We start from the raw sequence: 14,115 nt of genomic DNA on the forward strand, positions 1-14,115 counted from the left end.
TGAGATTGTGTGGCCTACGGCTTGCTAAGGGAAGATTGGAATTCTCAATGGAGCCGATCATGAACACACTCGACCAACCTCCGGGCAGTCTCGCCGGAACAACGCAGATCTTTCAACAATACGCACCGAAATTCCGTCGCCCCGACGGACAGAGTCTCCGCGAAGCGGCCCGAGCCAAAGGGCGGCGAGCACAGGAGATCGATAACAAGCTCGAAAGCCTTGAGGAGCAGCAGACTTCCGAGACGACCGATTGGAAGAATGCGTCCCCGGCGGAACTCATCACGCATCTCCTCGATCGTTTTCACCAACGGCATCGCCGACAACTGCCGGAGTTGATCCACTTGGCGCGCCGGATCGAGCAGACGCACGGCGAGCATCCCTCATGCCCGCGTGGACTGGCCGATCACCTCAGTGTGTTGGAACAGGCGCTGGAAAGTCACATACAGACGGAGGAGCAGGTGTTGTTCCCTCTTTTGGCTCGCGGTGAAGGGGCCTTCGCGCGCACGCTGATTCTGGTCATGCGCATGGAGCATGACCATTACGGCGAAGCACTCAAACGCCTCAACGGCCTCACCGATGGCTTCACCCCGCCGCCCGGCGCCTGCAATACCTGGCGTGCGCTGTATCTGGGACTGGCTGCGCTGTGCGTAGACCTGATGGAAAACATCTATCTCGAGAACAACGTCCTTTTCGAAACCGCCACACCAGTCCATAAAACGGAGGCCTCTCATGGGTAATTACCGCAAGCTCTGGTTTACGCTGATCGGCGTACTGGCCGTGACCTTCACCGTGCTCGGTTATTACGGCACCGAAGTCTATCGCAGCGCGCCGCCGATTCCGCAGCGCGTCATCACGCACGAAGGTCGGACGCTTTACACCCAGAACCGCATTCTCGACGGACAGACCGCCTGGCAGTCCGTGGGCGGCATGCAGCTGGGCTCGATCTGGGGGCATGGCGCTTATCAGGCGCCGGACTGGACCGCCGACTGGCTGCACCGCGAACTGTCGAACTGGCTGGAGCTGGCCGCACAAGCGGAATACGGCATGAACTTCGACGCCCTTGATGGGGAACGCCAGGCGATACTGACGGCGCGCCTGAAGAATGAATACCGGCACAATACCTTCGATGAAGCGACCGGCACCGCGACTGTCTCGGCGCAGCGAGCCGAAGCGATCGCACGGACTGCCGCTTATTACGACCGGCTGTTCGGCGATGCGCCCGAGCTACGGAGCACCCGCGAAAGCTATGCCATGAAAGAGGCCACGCTGCCGAGCGCCGAACGGCGTGGCGACCTCTCGGCCTTTTTCTTCTGGACCGCATGGGCCGCCGCAACCGAGCGCCCCGGTTCCAGCGCCACCTATACCAACAACTGGCCGCACGAACCGCTGATCGGCAACCGGCCCACCGGCGAGAACATCGTGTGGTCGATCGCCAGCGTTGCCTTCATGATGGCCGGCGTCGGCTTCCTGATCTGGGGCTGGGCGTTCCTGCGGAAGCACGATGAAAGCGACCCGAAAGCCCCGGCGCGCGATCCCCTGTCCCTGATCGCGCTCACGCCCTCGCAACGGGCCTTGGGGAAATATCTGTTCCTGGTGGTCGCGCTGTTCTCTTTCCAGGTCCTCTTGGGCGGTCTCACCGCGCATTACACGGTGGAAGGGCAAGAGTTCTACGGCCTCGATATTTCGAGATGGCTGCCTTATTCATTGGCGCGCACCTGGCATATCCAGAGCGCCTTGTTCTGTATCGCCACGGGCTTTCTGGCGGCCGGCCTGTTTCTCGCGCCGCTCATCAACGGCGGAAAGGACCCGGCCTATCAGAAGACCGGCGTCGATATCCTGTTCTGGGCGCTGGTCATCGTGGTGCTCGGTTCTTTCATCGGCAACTATCTGGCGATCGCGCAGGTGATGCCGAAAGAGCTCAACTTCTGGCTCGGCCATCAAGGGTTCGAGTACGTGGATCTCGGCCGGCTGTGGCAGATCGGCAAGTTTGTCGGCGTCGCCTTCTGGCTGGTGCTGATGCTGCGCGGCATCGTGCCGGCATTCAAACGGGCGGGCGACAAAAACCTGCTGGCCCTGTTCACCGCCTCGGTCGTGGCCATCGGCCTCTTTTACAGCGCCGGCTTTTTCTACGGCGAGCGCACGCACCTGTCGGTGATGGAGTACTGGCGCTGGTGGGTGGTGCATCTTTGGGTCGAAGGTTTCTTCGAAGTGTTCGCCACCACGGCGCTGGCCTTCGTCTTCTCCACGCTGGGCCTCGTTTCCGTGCGCATGGCGACGACCGCCAGCCTGGCCTCGGCCTCGCTGTTCATGCTCGGCGGCGTGCCCGGCACGCTTCATCACCTCTATTTCTCCGGCACGACCACGCCGATCATGGCCGTGGGCGCGAGTTTCAGCGCGCTCGAAGTGGTTCCGCTGGTGGTGCTCGGTTACGAGGCCTGGGAGAACTGGCGTCTCAAGGATCGCGCGACGTGGATGACGAACCTGAAATGGCCGCTGATGTGTTTCATCGCCGTCGCCTTCTGGAACATGCTGGGCGCGGGCGTATTCGGCTTCATGATCAATCCGCCGATTTCGCTCTACTATGTGCAAGGGCTCAACACCACGCCGGTGCACGCCCATGCCGCACTGTTCGGCGTGTACGGCTTCCTCGCGCTGGGCTTCACGCTGCTGGTGCTGCGCTATGTCCGTCCGGAATTGGTGTTCAGCGAGCGGCTGATGAAGACGGGCTTCTGGTGGCTCAATGCAGGGCTGGTGCTGATGATAGCCACCAGTCTCTTACCTATCGGACTGTTCCAGTTCCATGCCAGCGTCAGCCAGGGCCTGTGGTATGCGCGCAGCGAAGCCTTTCTGCAGCAACCCGTCCTCGAGACGCTGCGCTGGGTGCGCACGTTTGGCGATGTCGTCTTCATCGTCGGCGCGTTGTCGATCGCCTGGCAGGTCGTCAGCGGCTTGTTGCAGCGATCGAGTCAGCTATCGCTGCAGGATGAAGAGCCCGCGTTCGCAACGGAACGAAGCTGATCCCAAAAGGATTGCCGAAAGCCGCCTGCCGACGAAGCGCGTCGGCAGGCGGCCTTGCCGGTCGGTAACAACCGCAGATTCACTCGCACACATCAGAATTGGGCACGACCGCGCCTGGCATACAAGCGCTGAATGCTGCGGGAGCGGTCCCCGTGCCACGCCGAAACCGGTCAATCCCGGAAATTGACGTACTGCAATGGCAATTCCAGCTTGGCCTCGCGCAGCAGTGCGATGACATCTTGCAGATCGTCTCTTTTCTTGCCCGTCACTCGGACCTGTTCGCCCTGAATCGCGGCCTGCACTTTCAGTTTGCTGTCCTTGATCAGCTTGACGATAGTCTTGGCGAGCGTCGAATCGATCCCTTGGCGCAAGGTCACGGTCTGACGCGCCTCCCTGCCGGAAACCAGAGGCGGATCGATTTTGAGACAGGCGATGTCGACCCCGCGCTTGGCCAACTTGGTGTGCAGGATGTCCATCATTTGCTGAAGCTGAAATTCGGTCTGCGCGTGCAGGGTCACGACGGCTTCCGCGAGATCGTAACGGGCGTCGGAACCCTTGAAATCGAAGCGTGTGCCGACTTCGCGGTTGGCCTGGTCGACCGCATTGCTCACTTCGTGCAGATTGACTTCCGATACGATGTCGAAAGATGGCATGACGTGTCCTCTCAGAACGTGTTTGAAAGGTGCCGCGAGCGCTCAGAACTTGCGTGCCTTGGCGATAACGTCATAAGCGCTCCTGATTTGCTGGGTTTTTTCGGTGGCTAGTTTGACCATTTCCTCGGGCAAGCCGTTGGCGACCAATTTGTCGGGATGGTGCTGGCTCATCAGCCTCCGGTAAGCACGCCTGATTTCTTGGTCGCTGGCCGACGGGGTGATGCCCAGAACGGCATAGGCATCGGCGGCCGACGGTCGGCGCGCGCCCGCGGCTCGTTCTCGGCGCCACTGAGAGTACTGGCTCCCCGTGCGGGCAAAGCGCAGTTCCGCTTCCATGCGGGCCTTGATGGCATGAAACTCGAAGCGGGAAAACTGAAGCCGGTCGCAGATTCGGAGCAGCAGCTGTTCCTCCGCTGAATGAAGGACGCCATCGGCATAGGCCGCCTCCAGCTGCAACTCGATAAACAGGCGCAGCAGCGAAGATCGGCGGCGACACTCGCTTCGAAATTGATCCAAAGTGTCATCCAGCGGGAAATCGGCGCGCTTACCTTCGTTAAACAGCCGGATGGCCGTTTTGCGCATGTCCTCCGAAAGCCCCATCCTATCCATGATGGCCCGGGTGGATTTGATTTCGGCTTCCGACACCCGTCCGTCGGCTTTGGCGATGTGCCCCACCACCGAAAAGGTGACGGTGAAAAAGACCATCTGCACGCGACTCTGCGTACCGGGAACGAAATCCGTTTGCAGCAGACCGACATTGCCCATGACCCGGTCGAACTGGTGCCCCAGGGCAGCGCCCAGAATAGCGAATAACGGTCCACCCATGAACAAACCGAACGTCCCGCCGACGACCTTGCCGAGCCAAGTCATGATTGAAAGGGTCTTTTATTCTTGCAGTGAAAGCCACAAAGTTACATGATTGGCGGTTATTCATAAAGCCCACAACGTTGGCGCAGTCCGTGCTTTACGGCCTGCCAAGACGCCGATCGGGTCTTGACCATAGTCCGTTTCAACCACAGTTGCCGAAGAGGAATGATGAACGCCCCGGACACCCTATACGAAAGCTCGCTGAAAAGCTTGAGCCTCCGCGGCCGCGGCAAAGTCCGCGACATTTATGACATCGACGACGATCACATGTTGATCGTCACGACCGACCGCCTGTCCGCGTTCGATTGCATTCTGCCCGATCCCATTCCCGGAAAAGGCCGGGTACTCACCTCGGTTTCCAATTTCTGGTTCGGAAGGCTTAAGCATATCGTCCCCAACCATTTGTCCGGCCTGACGCTGGATCGGGTCATTTCCGATCCCGCCGAACGCGCCCAGGTCGAAGGGCGGGGAATCGTCGTCAAGAAACTCAAGCCCCTTCCGGTGGAAGCCGTCGTACGCGGTTATCTGATCGGCTCGGGCTGGAAGGATTATCAAAAGAACGGAGCGGTTTGCGGTATCGCGCTACCGCCGGGATTGCAGCTTGCGGAGAAACTGCCTGAGGCCATTTTCACACCGTCGACCAAGGCGGAATTCGGCAGCCACGACGAAAATATCAGTTTCGAGAAAACCGTCGAACTGATCGGAAAAGATTTGGCGGAACAAGTCAGACGCATCAGCCTTAAGCTTTACACCGAAGCGGCGGCCTACGCCCTCGATCGGGGCATCATCATTGCCGACACCAAATTCGAATTCGGCCTGGATAATGCCGGCCAGCTCTATCTCATCGACGAGGCTCTGACTCCGGATTCGTCCCGTTTCTGGCCGGTGGATCAATACCGGGTCAGCATCAGCCCGCCCAGCTTCGACAAACAATTCGTACGGGATTATTTGGAAACTCTGTCCTGGAACAAACAGCCTCCCGCTCCTCATTTGCCGCCTGAAGTGATTACCAAAACGGCCGAAAAATATCGGGAAGCGGAGGAACGTCTGACCAAGCCGTAGGTCGTCGCGAAAACGGGTTGACGCAGATAGTATTGACCCGATAATACCCGACTTGCTTTCAAGAGACAGGGTAGACGATGAAATACCGATCGAATCAGCGCCTCCGCTGGCTGTTGCCGGCAATTTTTTTGTCCGGGCCGCACGTTACCTCAGCCGAATCGCTCGAAGATTTCCAAACCTGGGGCAATGTCACCGCCGTCGGCGGCTTCGGGTTTATTGATCCGAAGTTCAAAAGCTTCCGCTATTGGCTGGAAGGCCAGGGGCGTTTCGGCGAGGATACTTCCCGCTTGTCACAAAGCATGGTGAGGCCCGCGCTGGGTTACGCGCTCAACGACAATGCAAGCGTGTGGCTGGGCTATGCCTGGATTTTCACCGATCGGCCGTTTACCGGGCGGCGCTTCGACGAAAATCGTATCTGGCAGCAATTCCTGTGGACACAGCCTACTTCATTCGGCACTTTCACCAGCCGATCCCGGCTAGAGCAGCGCTTCGCCGAAACCGGCAGCGATGTCGGCTGGCGCTTCCGGCAATTCGTAAAACTTTCGGTCCCGCTCGACTTCGCACCGGACTTCAGCCTGGTGGGCTGGGAAGAGGTGTTTGTCAGAATCAACAAAGCCGACTGGAGCGGGGATGATGGGCTTGATCAGAACCGGCTCTTCGTAGGATTGGGCTACAACTTCAATAAAGAAATCAGGACCGAAATCGGCTACATGAATCAATATATCCGGAGAGCCGAGGCTCCCGACCGAATCAGCCATGTATTGTCGGTCAGCCTCTTTTTGAATTACTGATGTCCGGGCGCGCGGCGTCATTTCAGGAAAAACGATCCGGAAAAATCGCCGCCGCGCCATCCATATCGCCGGTCTCCCGGTACGTCAGGGGTGCTGCATCCGGCTTCAGCAAAGCTCCATCAATTACCCGGCCAAGCGCCAGCACATGATCTCCGGCCGGGCATCCTCCGGTTAACTCGCACTCGAACCAGGCTAGGGCATCCATCAATAGCGGCGTACCGTCGCGCCCTCTCCGCCAGGCCACCGAAGCGAGTTTATCGGTGCTGGCCGGACTTCCGAAATGTCTCGCCACATCCATCTGCTCCCGACTCAGCACGTTCACCGAAAACGATTTCCCTTGCTTGAGCAGTTCATAGGAGGAATGACGGGGATTGATGCTCAACGCCAAAAGCAAAGGGTCGAAGGATACGGGCATAACCCAGGCTGCGGTGAAGGCGTTGTGGCGTTCGCCGACGGCGACACCGATCACGTAGACACCACAAGTGATTCGTCTGAATAAATCGGCTATGGCTTGACTCATGATTCTCTCTTTGCCCCCGAACTGGCTTATCGCGGCTCTATAATAGCGTCATCTTGGCTTTAGACTACCGTAGCATGAGCAAGCTTACTCATTTCAATGAATCGGGCGCCGCCCATATGGTCGACGTCGGCGGCAAATCGGCCACGCAACGGGTGGCGATCGCCGAAGGTTATATCGAGATGCGTTCCGAAACCCTGGCGTTGATCCTGCAAGGCGGCCACAAGAAAGGCGATGTGCTGGGTATCGCCCGTATCGCCGGCATCATGGCCAGCAAGAAGACCTCGGAGCTGATCCCGCTATGCCATCCGATCGCGATCACGAGTGTGGACGTGATCCTCGAACCGGAGCCGGAGCGCCACCGTGTGCGCTGCGAAGCCACCGTCAAAACCGTCGGGCAAACCGGAGTCGAAATGGAAGCGCTGACCGCGGTGCAAGTGGCGCTCCTCACCATCTACGACATGTGCAAGGCGGTGGATCGCGGAATGACGATTCAGTCGGTTCGCCTGCTCGAGAAAGCGGGCGGAAAATCCGGGCACTGGCAGCGAGAAAAAGGCTAGGCGCGAGCCGAGAACTCTTTCTGCGAAAAGGCAGGAAGAGAACTCGATCAAACGCCCTCGTCGCTCGGATTACGGTGCTTTCCTTTCGAGCACCAAGAAACTGTAGCTCAGACCGCTGTCCGGATCGTCCGTCACGTCGAGGCGCTCAATTTCAGACCATTCCTTCCATTCGAATTCCGGAAAGAAGGTATCTCCCGCGAACTCGCGGTGAATGAGCGTGAGATATAGCCGATCGGCCTTCGCCAATAACTCCTCATACAAAGACGAGCCACCGATGACCATGACTTCGTCGGCGTCGGCCTCACTGAGCGCCTCGGCCAAAGTATGTACCACCACACAGCCCGGAGCGGCGTACTCCCGGTTTGAGGTAAGGACAATATTCTTCCGGCCCGGCAGCGGCCGGCCGATGGATTTGTGAGTCTTGCGGCCCATGATCAAAGGTTTTCCCATGGTGATCTTCCTGAAACGCTTGAGGTCCGCAGACAGATGCCAGGGCATTCGGTTATCTGCGCCGATCACCCGGTTTTCGCCCATGGCGACGATAAGAGAGATCTTCATAAGTCAGATTTTTTCCGCTCCATTGATCATAGGCATCGGTTCCTCGCCTCTCAGCTGCTTCAGCGTCGGATAATCCACATACCCTTTCGCGCCGCCGCCGTAGTAGGTCGATTCATCCGGCGGGTTCAGCTCGGCATTCTGTCGAAAGCGCTCCGGGAGGTCGGGATTGGCGATGAACAAGCGGCCGAACGCCACCAAATCCGCCCGCCCTTCCTCAAGACACGCGACAGCCTTGCGGTAATCGTATCCGCCGCAAACGATCAGCGTACCGCTGTATTTGGCGCGGATCAGCTTCATCATCGCCGGTCCCCGCGGATCAAACGACGGGGAGGCAGGATCGCGGGCCATTTCTGGCTCGACAATGTGAAGATAAGCGAGATTGAAGCGGTTTAACTGTTCCGCGACGTGACGGAAAAGCGCTTCCGGGTCGTCATCACCCATATCGTTGAAACTGCCCAGCGGCGACAAACGGACACCGACACGCTGCGATCCCCATACCCGACAGACGGCCTCCATCACTTCCATTAGCAGCCGGGCACGGTTTTCCACCGGTCCGCCGTACTCATCGGTGCGGTGGTTGGAACTTGTGTTGAGAAATTGGTCCAACAGGTAGCCGTTGGCGGCGTGGATCTCGACGCCGTCCAAACCTGCGTGGAGGGCATTGCTCGCACCGTGCGCATATTGCTTCACGATATAGGGCATTTCCTCGATAGCCAGCGCTCTGGGAGTGACGAAGGGAACCATTTCGCCTTTGCCTCGCTCGTTGACGATGAAGGCCGTACCCGATGGCCGAATCGCTGAAGGCGCCACCGGGAGCTGCCCGTCCGGCTGCAAGGCCGGGTGAGAAATGCGACCCACGTGCCATAGCTGCATAAAAATAAGGCCGCCAGTTCGATGTACTGCTTCCGCAACCGAACGCCAGCCGACGACCTGGTCCGGCGTATGTATGCCGGGCGTCCACGCGTATCCTTGGCCTTGCTGCGAGACTTGCGTAGCCTCGGAAATGATGAGCCCTGCGGATGCGCGTTGCGCATAGTAAAGTGCGTTCAGATCGGTGGGAACATTTCCGGGCTGCCCAGCCCGCGAACGCGTCAGCGGCGCCATGACCATGCGGTTCTTCAGTTTATAAGGCCCTAATGCGTAAGGTTCGAAGATCGGGTTGTTCATGGTTCGCCCCCGGTCTGGCTACGGTTCGAAGAATGAGCACAAAGGGCGATCGCGGTGGGGAACATATAGGCGCTTTCCGGTGTCAACTCTGTCTCAATTGGTTATTCGCTCTATTCGACTTCGGTACGTACAAAATGGTCGCGGTCTTTTTCTGACAAATGACTTGGGTTAGCATTGATTTAGATCGGACAGAAATTTCCTGAAAAAGCTTATGTGTTACGCGCAAAAAAAGGATGCGGCGTTCGGCTTCACCGATCAGCATCTCCCTTCAGGCAGTCACCTCTGCTACATCTACACCGATGAAGAAGAGCATTCCCGCACGATGGCGCAATTCGTGGAGAGCGGTCTGGTATCCGGAGAAAAGGTCGCCTATCTGGCGGATGTGTCATCGGGCGACGAACTCGAACAGTATATCGCTAGACTGGGCATTAATTTACCCGAGCATCTCCGGCCGGGCCAGTTCATTTTGAGCCAAGCTGAAAAGACGTATTGCCCCGACGGGGCCTTTCTGCCGGAACGGATGATCGACACCTGGCGGTCGATGTATCGGCAGAGTATCGATGAAGGCTTTTTGGGAATACGCGCCACTGGTGAAACCGGCTGGACCAGCAACGAGCATCCTGGGCTGGAGCGGTGGTTCGAATACGAGTCGATGCTCAACATCGTTGTAAACGAGGTCCCTTTTAGCAGCATCATTTGCCAGTACGATGCCAACCGACTGGGCGGTGCCAATCTGTACGAAATTCTAAGGGTGCATCCTCTGATGATCGTTCAGGGGCAAATTCTGCACAACCCCTATTACGAAGCACCCGAGCAATATCTGTCCCGGCTCCGGGCTTCAAGATGATCGTTACCCTTAGCGCACGGTCATTTTTTCGGCTTTGCCTTGCATACTCCGCGCTCCTGCCTGAGCTTGAGTTGGCCCCATCATCCACCTGAAGGTGGAAACAGCGTTATGACGAGTCCGGTAACGGTCGTTCTTCAGCCGCAGCCCGAAATATTGGGGAAACTGCTGATCGTGCAACAAACGCTCGGGATTTTGTCCGCAAGGGAAGAGCAGGCCGCTTTCCTTTGCCGCGCATTGCGTGACATCCCCGGGGTCGAGAATGTCCACTTTTGCTTTTGTGGATCATTCGTATCCGAACAGCGGAAAGGTGCCGGCCTCTCTACGTGCGATCATTGTACGAACACCACACCGTCCATTGGACTTAAACGCTGTGGCGCCATTCCCGATGCCGGGCATGAGTGTATCCCGTTGCGCACGAACACGACGCTGTTCGGCTTTCTCATCCTCAGAATCGCAAACCTGCAGGCGTTCACGCCTTATGCTCCCTATATCCTCAACACCGCCAATTTCGTGGCGACTTTAATGGAGAAACGGGAAACCAAGGAACGGTTGGAGCAGGTGCTAGATGATCTGGAGAATCAAGTCGCCGCTCGTACTGCCGATTTGTTGGAAAAGAACGCCCGACTGGAGGCGGAAATCCAGCGGCGGGAAGCGGCCGAGTCGGCGCTGCATGAAGCGTACGAGCAGTTGGAAAGGAGAATCGAAGAACGTACCGCAGCCCTAAAATTCAGTGAAGAACGTCTCCAAAGCATTATCACTACCGCCGTCGATGGGATCATCACCACGGACAGCGGCGGCTACATCGAGCTTTTCAACGCCGCTGCGGAAAGGCTATTCGGCTATACCGCTGCTGAAGTTATCGGGAAAAACATTCGAATTCTCATGCCGTCGCCAGACCGCGAACGCCATGACAGTTTCATCGAACGTTATCTAGCCACGGGCACGAAGACCATCATCTGCATCCGTCGGGATGTCGATGTACTACACAAAAACGGCTCTATTTTTCCGGCCGAACTTACCGTCAGCGAGATGCAGATCGGCGGGCAAACAAAGTTCACAGGAATCATACGCGATATTACCGAGCGCAAGTGGGCCGAGACGGCGCTTAGGGAGAGCGAAGCGCGATTCCGCGCCATGGCCGAGACGGTGCCGGATATCCTGTTTACCAGCGATTCGAGCGGGTTTATCGACTATATCAGCCCCCGATTCTATGAGTATTCGGGCTTACCGCCGGATTCGAAAAGCACCGAATGGGTTGCGGCCATACATCCGGATGACGAAGAGCGCACCAGGCTGCAATGGCAGCATGCGGTGACAACGGGTGAGCCGTTCCGAACCAAGTATCGTCTTCGCTCGACCGACGGATCCTACCAATGGTTTCAGGTTCGCGCTCGCCCGATTCGTGATGCGAGCAGTCGCATCACCAAGTGGTTCGGAATCTGCTCCGACATCGACGAACTCGTCCGGGTTCAGGATGCCTTGGAAGAAGCCGATCGGCGCAAGAACGAATTCCTGGCAATGCTATCCCACGAATTGCGTAATCCCTTGGCTCCCATTCGCAATGCGGTTCAGGTGATGGGACTGCTGAATCTGACCGATTCGCGATTGCTGTGGGTTAAAGACATGATCGATCGCCAGGTCAAACATTTGGTTCATTTGGTCGATGATCTCCTGGATGTATCGCGCATCACCCGCGGCAAGATTACGCTCAAGAACGAACCTATCGAACTGTCCGTCCTCATCGACCGGGCAGTCGAAGCTACCGAAGCCATTATCGATTCCCAACAGCATCGACTTTCTATCTCATCTCCCGAGGAACCGGTGTTGCTGAGAGGGGATGCGGTCAGGCTGGTTCAGGTAGTTACCAATCTCTTGAATAATGCGGCCAAATACACGCCTCACGGTGGCCACATTCAGCTAACGGCGATCCCAAATGCACGGGAACTCATATTGTCTGTAAAGGACAACGGTATCGGCATTTCGCCCGAACTCCTGCCGCACGTATTTGATTTATTTACGCAGGCCGAACGCTCATTGGACCGGTCTCAAGGCGGGCTCGGTATCGGGTTGACTCTGGTGCGGAAATTGGTCGAAATGCACGGTGGAAGCATCGAGGCCCTGAGCGGCGGTCCGGGGAAAGGGAGCGAGTTCGTAGTTAGATTGCCGCTGTCAGACAACACCGCGATGAATGCTCGGCAGGAAATGACGCCTGAACAGCCTGGAAACCGAACGGCGCCCGGCGGCCGAGTGCGGAACTAAATCGATTCGTTTTCGCCTGCTGCGCGTGCCGCCGCGTCGGAGCGTTCAAACCGCCACTTCGGCCGGTATGTGGGGATGGGGATCATAGCCCTCCACTTCGAAATCTTCGATTCGATATCCGAATATATCGGCTGCCTTGCGTTTGATGTGCAACCGGGGAAATGGACGCGGCTGTCGCTCTACCTGAAGCTGTGCCTGCGGGATATGATTGCGATATAGATGCACGTCGCAACCGAACCAAACGATCTCTCCAGGCGTATACCCGCAATGATCGGCGAGCAGATGGGTCAACAAGGCTAGATTGGCGACATTCCAACCCAGCCCCAGATAGGCATCCGCCGAACGCTGCATCAAGGCTCCCGACAAAGTGTTCGTAGCCTGGCTAACAAAGAATTGATAGGTTTTGTGGCAGGGTGGAAGCGCCATCTCGTCCAACTGGGCCACGTTCCAACCCTCGAAAAGCAGCCGGCGTGAGGTCGGATCGTTCTTCAGTCCATCGACCAATAGCTGCACCTGGTCGATCTCTTTCCCATCGTAATCCCGCCAACGGCGCCATTGATGCCCATACACCGGTCCCAAGTCGCCCCAGCGGGCGGCGAATTCATCGTCGCTCAAGATACGGCGTTCAAAATCCTCTTGGCTTATCGATTCACCCGTCGCAGTTCGGTATTTTTTCAAGGGCCAATCCGTCCAGATACGCACGTTCTGTTCGAGAAGCTCCCGGATATTCCGACCGCCCGACAACATCCACAAAAGCTCCTTGAACGCCGTCTTCCAAAAAATCTGCTTGGTCGTGAACAGCGGGAATCCCGCCGCGAGGTCGAATCGCATCGTATAGCCGAACAGAGCGCGCGTCCCGACCCCGGTTCGATCGATTCGCTCATCCCCTTCGGTTATCAGTTTTCGAAGTAAAGTGAGATATTGCTCTTCGGGATGGGACATTATGGCTGGCGTTTTCGTTGTTTAAGCCGGTCTTCCGTTTCGTACGGTGCTTCGATTTCAGGACTCATCAGTCCTCAGGCCAGAGGCCATCGGACGGCGGTAGGCCAAAACGAGAAGCAGGATACCCAGGATGATCATGGGAAAGCTCAACACCTGCCCCATGGTGAGCCAGCCGAAGGCCAGGTAACCGATGTGAGCGTCCGGTAGACGAACGAACTCGACCATGAAGCGGAACATGCCATAGAGGAGCAGAAACAAGCCGCTTACCGCCATTGTCGGCGGCGACCGACGGCTGAAAAAGTGTAGTGCCACGAAAAGAACGATACCTTCCAGAAAGGCTTCATAGAGCTGGGAAGGATGGCGCGGCTCCGGGCCGGCATCCGGAAACACCATCGCCCAAGGCACATCAGTTGGTTTTCCCCAAAGCTCGCCATTGATGAAATTCCCGATGCGGCCCGTAAAAAGTCCGATCGGCACGTACCGCGCGACAAAATCGGTCACCGCAAAAAACGAGCTTTTCTGCTTTCGAGCAAAGATCCACATTGCCGCTAACGCTCCCAACAATCCTCCGTGGAAGGCCATACCGCCTTCCCATACTCTAAACAGCATTAACGGGTCTTGAGTGAATGCCGGAAAGTTATAGAAGAGCATATATCCCACCCGGCCGCCGATCACCAGCCCAAGAGCGGTATAAAAGATGAGATCCTCCACCTGAGCTGGGGTCCACGGGAAACCGGGTTCTTTGGCTCTTTGGCGAGCCAGCCACCATGCACCGCCGATACCGATGACATACATCAGCCCGTACCAATGAATTTTCAAAGGACCGATGCTAATAGCCACTGGATCGATAGAGGGATATGGCAACATTTGGCTG

15 protein-coding genes are annotated in these 14,115 nt (G+C 57.3%); 7 read left to right on the top strand and 8 right to left on the bottom strand.

What is annotated here, in order from left to right; translation table 11 throughout:
• The first annotated feature begins 59 nt into the window (after positions 1-59).
• A complete protein-coding gene (locus ACR2TX_RS05650) occupies positions 60-737 on the top strand; it encodes a hemerythrin domain-containing protein (protein ID WP_434110678.1) in 678 nt (225 codons plus the stop codon).
• The gene (locus tag ACR2TX_RS05655; protein ID WP_434131503.1) at positions 730-3,018 is read left to right on the top strand and encodes a nitric-oxide reductase large subunit; all 2,289 of its coding nucleotides are present in this window, start codon (positions 730-732) and stop codon (positions 3,016-3,018) included. Before ACR2TX_RS05650 ends, ACR2TX_RS05655 begins: the two co-directional genes overlap by 8 nt.
• Positions 3,019-3,188: 170 nt before the next feature.
• Here the strand turns inward: ACR2TX_RS05655 and ACR2TX_RS05660 are convergent, their stop codons facing one another.
• Together ACR2TX_RS05660 and djlA are read right to left on the bottom strand one after the other, a co-directional pair.
• Complete coding sequence (locus ACR2TX_RS05660) at positions 3,189-3,671, bottom strand: YajQ family cyclic di-GMP-binding protein (protein WP_077728199.1); 483 nt, start codon at positions 3,669-3,671, stop codon at positions 3,189-3,191.
• Positions 3,672-3,713: 42 nt separating this feature from the next.
• Complete coding sequence (gene djlA, locus ACR2TX_RS05665) at positions 3,714-4,541, bottom strand: co-chaperone DjlA (RefSeq protein WP_156879933.1); 828 nt, start codon at positions 4,539-4,541, stop codon at positions 3,714-3,716.
• 165 nt (positions 4,542-4,706) lie between these two features.
• Between djlA and ACR2TX_RS05670 the strand changes: the two genes are divergently transcribed.
• Both ACR2TX_RS05670 and ACR2TX_RS05675 read left to right on the top strand, forming a co-directional pair.
• Positions 4,707-5,600, top strand: a complete 894-nt coding sequence (locus ACR2TX_RS05670) for a phosphoribosylaminoimidazolesuccinocarboxamide synthase (protein ID WP_434132423.1) — start codon at positions 4,707-4,709, stop codon at positions 5,598-5,600.
• 77 nt (positions 5,601-5,677) lie between these two features.
• Positions 5,678-6,391, top strand: coding sequence for a DUF2490 domain-containing protein (locus ACR2TX_RS05675; protein WP_077728201.1), 714 nt, complete (start codon positions 5,678-5,680; stop codon positions 6,389-6,391).
• Between the two features lie 22 nt (positions 6,392-6,413).
• On the opposite strand, the gene ACR2TX_RS05680 is transcribed toward ACR2TX_RS05675, so the two are convergent.
• Complete coding sequence (locus ACR2TX_RS05680) at positions 6,414-6,911, bottom strand: flavin reductase family protein (RefSeq protein WP_434131504.1); 498 nt, start codon at positions 6,909-6,911, stop codon at positions 6,414-6,416.
• Positions 6,912-6,985: 74 nt separating this feature from the next.
• On the opposite strand from ACR2TX_RS05680, the gene moaC reads away from it, so the two are divergent.
• Positions 6,986-7,468 (top strand): cyclic pyranopterin monophosphate synthase MoaC, encoded by a 483-nt coding sequence (moaC, locus tag ACR2TX_RS05685; RefSeq protein ID WP_133716383.1) that lies wholly within the window; start codon positions 6,986-6,988, stop codon positions 7,466-7,468.
• 69 nt (positions 7,469-7,537) lie between these two features.
• On the opposite strand, the gene ACR2TX_RS05690 is transcribed toward moaC, so the two are convergent.
• Together ACR2TX_RS05690 and ACR2TX_RS05695 are read right to left on the bottom strand one after the other, a co-directional pair.
• Complete coding sequence (locus tag ACR2TX_RS05690) at positions 7,538-8,026, bottom strand: dihydrofolate reductase (protein WP_434131507.1); 489 nt, start codon at positions 8,024-8,026, stop codon at positions 7,538-7,540.
• 3 nt (positions 8,027-8,029) lie between these two features.
• Complete coding sequence (locus tag ACR2TX_RS05695; RefSeq protein WP_434131509.1) at positions 8,030-9,193, bottom strand: alkene reductase; 1,164 nt, start codon at positions 9,191-9,193, stop codon at positions 8,030-8,032.
• Between the two features lie 211 nt (positions 9,194-9,404).
• Between ACR2TX_RS05695 and ACR2TX_RS05700 the strand changes: the two genes are divergently transcribed.
• The gene (locus tag ACR2TX_RS05700) at positions 9,405-10,040 is read left to right on the top strand and encodes an MEDS domain-containing protein (RefSeq protein WP_077728206.1); all 636 of its coding nucleotides are present in this window, start codon (positions 9,405-9,407) and stop codon (positions 10,038-10,040) included.
• Positions 10,041-10,049: 9 nt separating this feature from the next.
• On the opposite strand, the gene ACR2TX_RS05705 is transcribed toward ACR2TX_RS05700, so the two are convergent.
• Positions 10,050-10,307 (bottom strand): hypothetical protein, encoded by a 258-nt coding sequence (locus ACR2TX_RS05705; RefSeq protein ID WP_166642461.1) that lies wholly within the window; start codon positions 10,305-10,307, stop codon positions 10,050-10,052.
• Between the two features lie 141 nt (positions 10,308-10,448).
• Here ACR2TX_RS05705 and ACR2TX_RS05710 point away from each other — a divergent pair, with 141 nt between their 5' ends.
• A complete protein-coding gene (locus tag ACR2TX_RS05710; protein WP_168183835.1) occupies positions 10,449-12,299 on the top strand; it encodes a PAS domain S-box protein in 1,851 nt (616 codons plus the stop codon).
• A gap of 45 nt (positions 12,300-12,344) precedes the next feature.
• On the opposite strand, the gene thyA is transcribed toward ACR2TX_RS05710, so the two are convergent.
• On the bottom strand, positions 12,345-13,241 hold the full coding sequence (gene thyA, locus ACR2TX_RS05715) for a thymidylate synthase (RefSeq protein WP_077728208.1): 897 nt from the start codon (positions 13,239-13,241) through the stop codon (positions 12,345-12,347).
• A 57-nt stretch (positions 13,242-13,298) separates the two neighbouring features.
• Positions 13,299-14,108, bottom strand: a complete 810-nt coding sequence (lgt, locus tag ACR2TX_RS05720) for a prolipoprotein diacylglyceryl transferase (RefSeq protein ID WP_086134434.1) — start codon at positions 14,106-14,108, stop codon at positions 13,299-13,301.
• Between the last annotated feature and the right edge of the window lie 7 nt (positions 14,109-14,115).

It is taken from the genome of Methylocaldum sp. GT1BB (genome assembly GCF_051027545.1).
GTDB lineage: Bacteria > Pseudomonadota > Gammaproteobacteria > Methylococcales > Methylococcaceae > Methylocaldum.